5 protein-coding genes and 1 pseudogene are annotated in these 6,133 nt (G+C 62.1%); 3 read left to right on the plus strand and 3 right to left on the minus strand.

Annotated features, from left to right (window positions below; translation table 11 throughout):
* Nucleotide 1: 1 nt before the first annotated feature.
* From NEI07_RS13885 to NEI07_RS13895, 3 genes are all read right to left on the minus strand, one after another.
* Entirely contained in the window at nucleotides 2-1,438 is a 1,437-nt protein-coding gene (locus NEI07_RS13885; protein WP_256035305.1) for an HWE histidine kinase domain-containing protein, read from the minus strand.
* An 88-nt stretch (nucleotides 1,439-1,526) separates the two neighbouring features.
* Nucleotides 1,527-2,081, minus strand: a complete 555-nt coding sequence (locus NEI07_RS13890) for a sigma-70 family RNA polymerase sigma factor (RefSeq protein ID WP_256035307.1) — start codon at nucleotides 2,079-2,081, stop codon at nucleotides 1,527-1,529.
* Nucleotides 2,078-2,365 (minus strand): NepR family anti-sigma factor, encoded by a 288-nt coding sequence (locus NEI07_RS13895; RefSeq protein WP_256035309.1) that lies wholly within the window; start codon nucleotides 2,363-2,365, stop codon nucleotides 2,078-2,080. Before NEI07_RS13895 ends, NEI07_RS13890 begins: the two co-directional genes overlap by 4 nt.
* 177 nt (nucleotides 2,366-2,542) lie before the next feature.
* Between NEI07_RS13895 and NEI07_RS13900 the strand changes: the two genes are divergently transcribed.
* From NEI07_RS13900 to NEI07_RS13910, 3 genes and pseudogenes are all read left to right on the plus strand, one after another.
* Entirely contained in the window at nucleotides 2,543-3,331 is a 789-nt protein-coding gene (locus tag NEI07_RS13900; protein ID WP_256035310.1) for a response regulator, read from the plus strand.
* Between the two features lie 220 nt (nucleotides 3,332-3,551).
* Complete coding sequence (locus NEI07_RS13905; RefSeq protein ID WP_256035312.1) at nucleotides 3,552-5,333, plus strand: ABC transporter ATP-binding protein/permease; 1,782 nt, start codon at nucleotides 3,552-3,554, stop codon at nucleotides 5,331-5,333.
* Nucleotides 5,334-5,495: 162 nt separating this feature from the next.
* Nucleotides 5,496-6,133: pseudogene (locus NEI07_RS13910) on the plus strand (hypothetical protein); the annotation flags it as partial.

Below are 6,133 nucleotides of genomic sequence, written 5' to 3' on the forward strand. Positions count from 1 at the left end.
TTTAAATTTCGGCGGACAATTCGGCTTGCAGGCCTTCGGCGTGATACGAGAGCCTGACGTCGCCGCCCATCTGGCGTGCGAGCACATTGGTGATCAGGAAATGCCCGACTCCGGTTTGCTCCGGGCTTTCGACCTTTGGCCCGCCTATTTCCGTCCAATTCAAGATGAGACGCGGACGATCCTCTTCACGATCGACACGCCAGCTGATCGCGATTCGGCCGTCGTCATCGGAGAGCGCTCCGTGCTGCTCGGCGTTGGCGAGCAGTTCATTTATGGTCAGACCCAAGGCGGAGGCGACCGCTGAGCGCAATTCCACGTCTTCGCCCGACAGCGAGATGCGATCGGCGTAGTCGTGGCTGCCACAAGACAGCGCGATCATGAGCAGGTCTTTGAGCGGCGTTCGTTCCCAAGAGGTCTGCACGAGCAGCGTGGAGATGCGGCTCAGACATTGCACGCGGTGAGAAAAGCCTTGCTGAAAGCTCGAAAAGTCCTGCGCCGTGCGCGCCGTAATATTGGCGATTCCCTGGATCATCGCCAGTGAATTGTTCACCCGGTGATGAAGCTCGCGATTCATCATCTGATTGTGTATCTCGGTGTTCTTGATGTCGTCGATGTCGGTAATGGCGACGATCGCGCCGATAACGGCGCCCTTGTCGTCGCGGATCGGCGCGCCGACGATGTTAATCCAGATGTAGGCGCCGTCGCCGCGCTCGATCTTGCACTCAAGCTGCGGATGGTTCTCCCCAGCAAGGGCGCGTGCGAGCGGATATTCGTAATTCGCGACCGGGCGGCCGTCCTGATGAATGGCGTTCCATTCGGAATAGGCTTGGGTGCTTTCCGAGTAGCGAACAGGACGCCGCAGGATCACTTCAATGACGTGATTGCCTTCGACGATCCGTCCGCTTGGGGCTTCGGCGATGATGATTCCGACCGGCACCGCGTCAAGCAGCGCGCGCATTTGCAGATTTGCCCCGGCGCGGCTGACGATCGTCGAGCTTTTCATCAGTAAATCGTTCAACTCGGACAGTCGCTTGCGCTTTTCGCGCAGGCGCTCGTCCATGTCCTGAACGCTGCGGGCGATCGCATCGACCTCGGGAACGCCGGTGTCGCTCCAATGCGAGTCGCCGCGCGCTTCCAAGGCCAGGCTCAATTCGGCGAGTTTATGTTGCGCCCATTGCGTCTCCCGGCGCTGTCTCACCAGCCAGAAAATAAACGCAAGCGTCATCGCCAGCGCGACTGCGAGCGCGCCAAGGACCAGGCGCCAGACCTCGGCCATGTCTGCCGGGCTCTCCGCGGCGCGGGCGGCGGACGTCATTGCCAGAAAGAGCGCCAGCGCAGCCCGCAGGGCGGCGACCCCCTGCGCCCGCGGATCCGCTTTAGCTGTCGCCGACGCGGGCGGCGACAGCCGGGCGGAGTGACCCTCGAGGCCTTGCGTCATTACGCTGCCAAATTCCTGGACCCCGCAGGGCGTAACCGTCAGATAGCGCGAATTCGCGGTCGCGCATCCCACGTGAAGCCTTGGCCTGTCAAACCGCGCGGGAGGGTCGGCGCGCTGCGAGGTCCGATACGGTGGGATCGGTGTCAATGTCGCTTGGCGTGAGCAGGCCAAGATGCTCGGCGAGCTTGGCGCGCGCGCGGTTCAACCGGCTCTTGACCGTGCCGATGGCGACGCCGCAAATCTCCGCCGCTTCATCGTAGGAGAGCTCGGTGATCCCGATCAGCAACAGAATTTCCTTGTGCTCGGGGGCGAGCTTATCCAGAGCCGCCTGAACGTCCGTCAGGGTGAGGGCCGACTCCTGACCGCCTTTCACGGGGATCTGCTGGGCCAGGAGACTGTCGCTGTCCTGCACTTCGCGCGAACGCTTCCGATAGCTGGAAAAATAGGTATTGCGCAGAATGGTCACGAGCCAGGCGCGAAGATTGGTGTTTGGCTGAAAGGAGTCGGCGTGCGACCAGGCCTTGACCAGAGTGTCCTGGACCAGGTCGTCGGCGAGGCTATGTGATCCGCAAAGCGAAATGGCGAAGGCGCGCAGATAGGGCATCTGCGCCACCATCTGATCTCCGAAGGCCTCGTCGCTCATTTCTTTTCGCGCTGTTTGGCTTCCAGCTTGGCCAGCAGCACAGTGAACTTGTCTGGAATCGGTTGGTGGATCAGATCGTCGCAATAGGCGCGAAATACGCGCCCGAGCTGAGCTTGAACCTTTGGGTCTAGCGCTATGCCATCCGCTTGGTCCGCTTGGCAGCCGTCAGCATCCTGGCAGCCGTCAGCATCCGCCTCCTTCCGACCTCCAGCCTTATTGTTCAAGTTAGGTTCCGCGTCGCGGGAAGGGCTGTCGCTGTCGTGAGGATTTTCGCGTTGGCTCATTCTCGACCCCGAGTTCGCCCCGAGACTGGCCGTCTCTACCCGGGGCGGCCAAGCGGCGGCCTCCCTTGATGGAACGCGTAAGAACACTAATTGTTCCGCCATTGCAAGTGAGGAACTTTGCGACATATCAACCGGCGCTTGAATTGACTTGGGCGTTCGACGCCATAGGATGAAGACATGAACCTCTCCCGGGAAATTGCGGTGCATCTGCCTTACCTCCGCCGGTTTGCGAGGGCGCTTTGCGGCTCGCAAAAGAGCGGCGACGCTTACGTCGTCGCCACGCTCGAGGCGCTGGTGGCGGATCCGGATGCGTTTCCTCCAAATATGTCGCCCAAAGTCGGGCTTTACCACCTCTTCATGACGTCGTGGTCGTCGATCCGGCTGAACACCGAAGCAGCGCCCGATGACGAGATATCCGCAGCACAGCGGAATATCAGCTTGCTGACGCCGCGGTCGCGACAGGCTTTTTTGCTGCGCACGGTCGAAGGGTTTTCGGTGGCTGACGCCGCCGCCATACTGGGCGCGACCGAAGAAGAGGTCGAAGCGCTCGTAACGGAGGCCGGCCGGGAAATCGCCGAACGCGTCGCGACGGACGTGCTCATCATCGAGGATGAGTCGCTCATTGCGCAGGACATCGAGTTCATCGCGCGCGATCTGGGCCATCGCATCATCGGCGTCGCCCGCACCCATCAGGAGGCCGTGGAGCTCGCGGCGCGCAAGCGGCCGGGGCTGATTCTGGCGGACATTCAGCTCGCTGACGGCAGTTCTGGTCTGAACGCCGTCAACGAAATGCTCGAAACTTTCGACGCCCCGGTGATTTTCATTACGGCATTTCCCGAACGTCTGTTGACCGGCGAGCGGCCCGAGCCGGCGTTTCTCATCAGCAAGCCCTACAAGGTCGATACGGTCAAGGCGACGATCAGCCAGGCGCTGTTCTTCGAACGCAAGGCGTCTCGCGCCGCTTAGCCGCTCGCGGTGGGATGTCCCAGTGAGGCCGCCTAGGTTTCACGAAAAGGCCGCTTCAAAGCTGTAGTCGAGCGGTTCCGGCGCGCCAGATAGGAGTCGCGCATCAGGGCGATGTCCGCTGAGCCGCTCGACAAGAGCCTTCGTCGATTTCGAGGCGCTCAAGCAGAGGGGCGCTTCGACTGTGAATAGTCAAGCTATAGCGCCAAACGTAGCTGCAGAGGTGACTCGGCCTGCTCGAGCGCGTTGGCGGGAGTTCTGCGCGCTTGCGCTTGGATTCTGGGCCGGCGAGACCAGCCGACGGGCATGGACTCTGACGGGATTGGTCGCCCTTTGCATCGCGTTGCAACTTGGCGCGCAGCTCAGCATCAACGAATGGAACAGGAAGTTTTTCGACGCGCTCGAAAGCAAGAACGTCGAAGCGCTGAGTTGGGCGACGATCCTGTTGCCCGCCCTCGTCGCATTCAGCGGCCTCGCCATCAGCGGAACGCTCATCGCGCGCATGACGTTGCAGATGCGCTGGCGAGAGTGGCTCACGCAAAAACTCGCCGGCTGGTGGCTCGAGGACCAACGCTACTACCGTCTCGAGATCGCCGCAGCCGAGCAGACCTCGCCGGAATACCGGATCGCCAAGGACGTGCAATTCTCCGTTGATCCGCTGGTCGAATTCGCCGTCGGCTTTTTGACCGCGCTGGCGACGGCGTTGGCCTTCGTCGGGGTTCTGTGGACCGTTGGCGGCGCCCTGGAGCTTAATCTGTTTGGCGCGCGCCTCGCGTTGCCGGGTTATCTCGGCTTCGCTGCGGTGGTTTATGCGACGATCGCCGGCGGCCTCGCCTACTTCGCCGGCCGTCCGCTCGTTCCGGCCGTTGCGCAGAAGAACGAGGCTGAAGCGCAGTTCCTCGCCGAACTCACACGGCTGAAGGAGAACGCGGAAAGCATTGCGCTCATTCGCGGCGACGCCGACGAACTGAGTTCTGTCCTGCAGAACTATCGACGCGTCGTCGCCGCCTGGATTCGTCAGATCCATCGCAACGGGGTGGTCGCCACCGTGCAGAGCGTCAATGGCGCGCTGGTGCCGCTAATTCCGCTCGTGCTGGTAACGCCCAAATATCTCTCCGGCGCGCTGACGCTCGGCGCGGTCATGCAGCTTACCGCCGCCTTCATGTCGGTGCAGATCGCCTTCAACTGGTTCATCGACAATTCGGTGCGCCTCGCAGAATGGATGGCCTCGGCCAACCGGGTCGACGAACTCGCAGAAGCGCTCGAGAGCCTGGATATCGGCGTCATCATGGAGGAGAAGGAGTTTATCGATTTCGGCTTCAGCGACGACGACACGATTCACATAGAGGATCTCGCCGTCGCGCATCGCAACGGTCGAATTGTGATCGCCAGCGCAAACGTTGTCATTCCTGCTGGCGAAAAGCTGCTCGTGGCGGGGCCGAGCGGCACGGGAAAGAGCACGCTTATTCGCGCCCTCGCTGGATTATGGCCGTGGGGTTCGGGGCGCATCCTCCTGCCGAAAGGCGCTCACATCGCCTTTGTGCCGCAGAAGCCTTACGTCCCTCTGGGAACGCTTCGCCAGGCCATGCTCTATTCAATTTCCGAGAAGGAAATCACCGACGATATGATCGAAGGCGCGATGCGGCGATGCGGCCTGGGTTATCTCGTCAAGCATCTCGACGAAGAGCAGCGCTGGGATCAAATGCTTTCCGGCGGCGAGCGGCAGCGAACGGCCTTTGTTCGGCTCTTGCTGCAAAGGCCGCAGATCATCATCATGGATGAGGCGACGTCGGCGCTCGACGAAGAGAGTCAGGTTTCGATGCTGCGCCTGTTCAATGAAGATCTCGCCGGCGCGACGGTGATCAGCGTTGGCCATCGAGTTGGCATGGAAGATTTTCACGACAAGAAACTCGTTCTTGAGCGCCGCGCCGCCGGCGCGCATATCACGAGCCGCAAGCTGCAAAAATCACTGTGGCACTTGTTCGATGACGCCGCGCCTTATTGATTTTTTTGGCGCGAGGCGTTTGCCGCGCATGTATCCTCAACTGTGCCCAACGATACATATATCGGGCTTCCCAAAGGACCTATCGTTTGCTCTGCGTCGATGCGCAAATGCGACCTGTGTTTGAGCGGCGCAGATTTCTTTGACCCTTTGGGAGGATCAGATATGCAAGTCGCTTACAATGGAACAGCGCCTTCGGTCGCGCCGATGGGCATGGTCGCCGATCAGATGTTTGCGCCGCAAGGCTTCATTGGCGGCGCGCTCGGCAGCGCGCTGGGCGGATTGGGCGGCGGCGCGCTTGGCCGCGCCCTGGGCAATCAGAATCTCGGTCGGCAGATCGGCAGCGTCGCGGGCGGCGTGCTCGGCGGCTTGCTGCCGTTCGACGCCGGCCCGCAGGCTTACGCCGGAACCTATTACGTCCCGCAGACGGCCGCGCCTGGATTTGCGCCGCAGGGGATCGTCGGCGATGCGCTTGGCGCGATCGGCGCGCCGCTTGGCGGCTTCATCGGCGGCCGCTTCGGCAACGCCGGACTGGGGCAGACGATCGGCGGCACGGTGGGCGGACTGGCCCAGCGCTTCCTGCCCTTCGACGCCGGCCCGCAGCAGGCCTACGCCGGAATGTATTATGTCCCGCAGACGGCCGCGCCTGGATTTGCGCCGCAGGGAATCGTCGGCGATGCGCTCGGCGCGATCGGCGCGCCGCTCGGCGGCTTCATCGGCGGTCGCTTCGGCAACGCCGGTCTCGGTCAGACGATCGGCGGCACGGTGGGCGGTCTCGCTCAGCGCTTCCTGCCGTTCGAAGC

Origin of the sequence: Methylocystis suflitae, assembly GCF_024448135.1 — a bacterium.
Taxonomy (GTDB): Bacteria; Pseudomonadota; Alphaproteobacteria; order Rhizobiales; family Beijerinckiaceae; genus Methylocystis; species Methylocystis suflitae.

Coding starts and splice junctions, on each gene's coding strand:
- NEI07_RS13885 (WP_256035305.1), bottom strand. CDS start 1,438: ATGACGCAAGGCCTCGAGGGTCACTCCGCCCGGCTGTCGCCGCCCGCG.
- NEI07_RS13890 (WP_256035307.1), bottom strand. CDS start 2,081: ATGAGCGACGAGGCCTTCGGAGATCAGATGGTGGCGCAGATGCCCTAT.
- NEI07_RS13895 (WP_256035309.1), bottom strand. CDS start 2,365: ATGAGCCAACGCGAAAATCCTCACGACAGCGACAGCCCTTCCCGCGAC.
- NEI07_RS13900 (WP_256035310.1), top strand. CDS start 2,543: ATGAACCTCTCCCGGGAAATTGCGGTGCATCTGCCTTACCTCCGCCGG.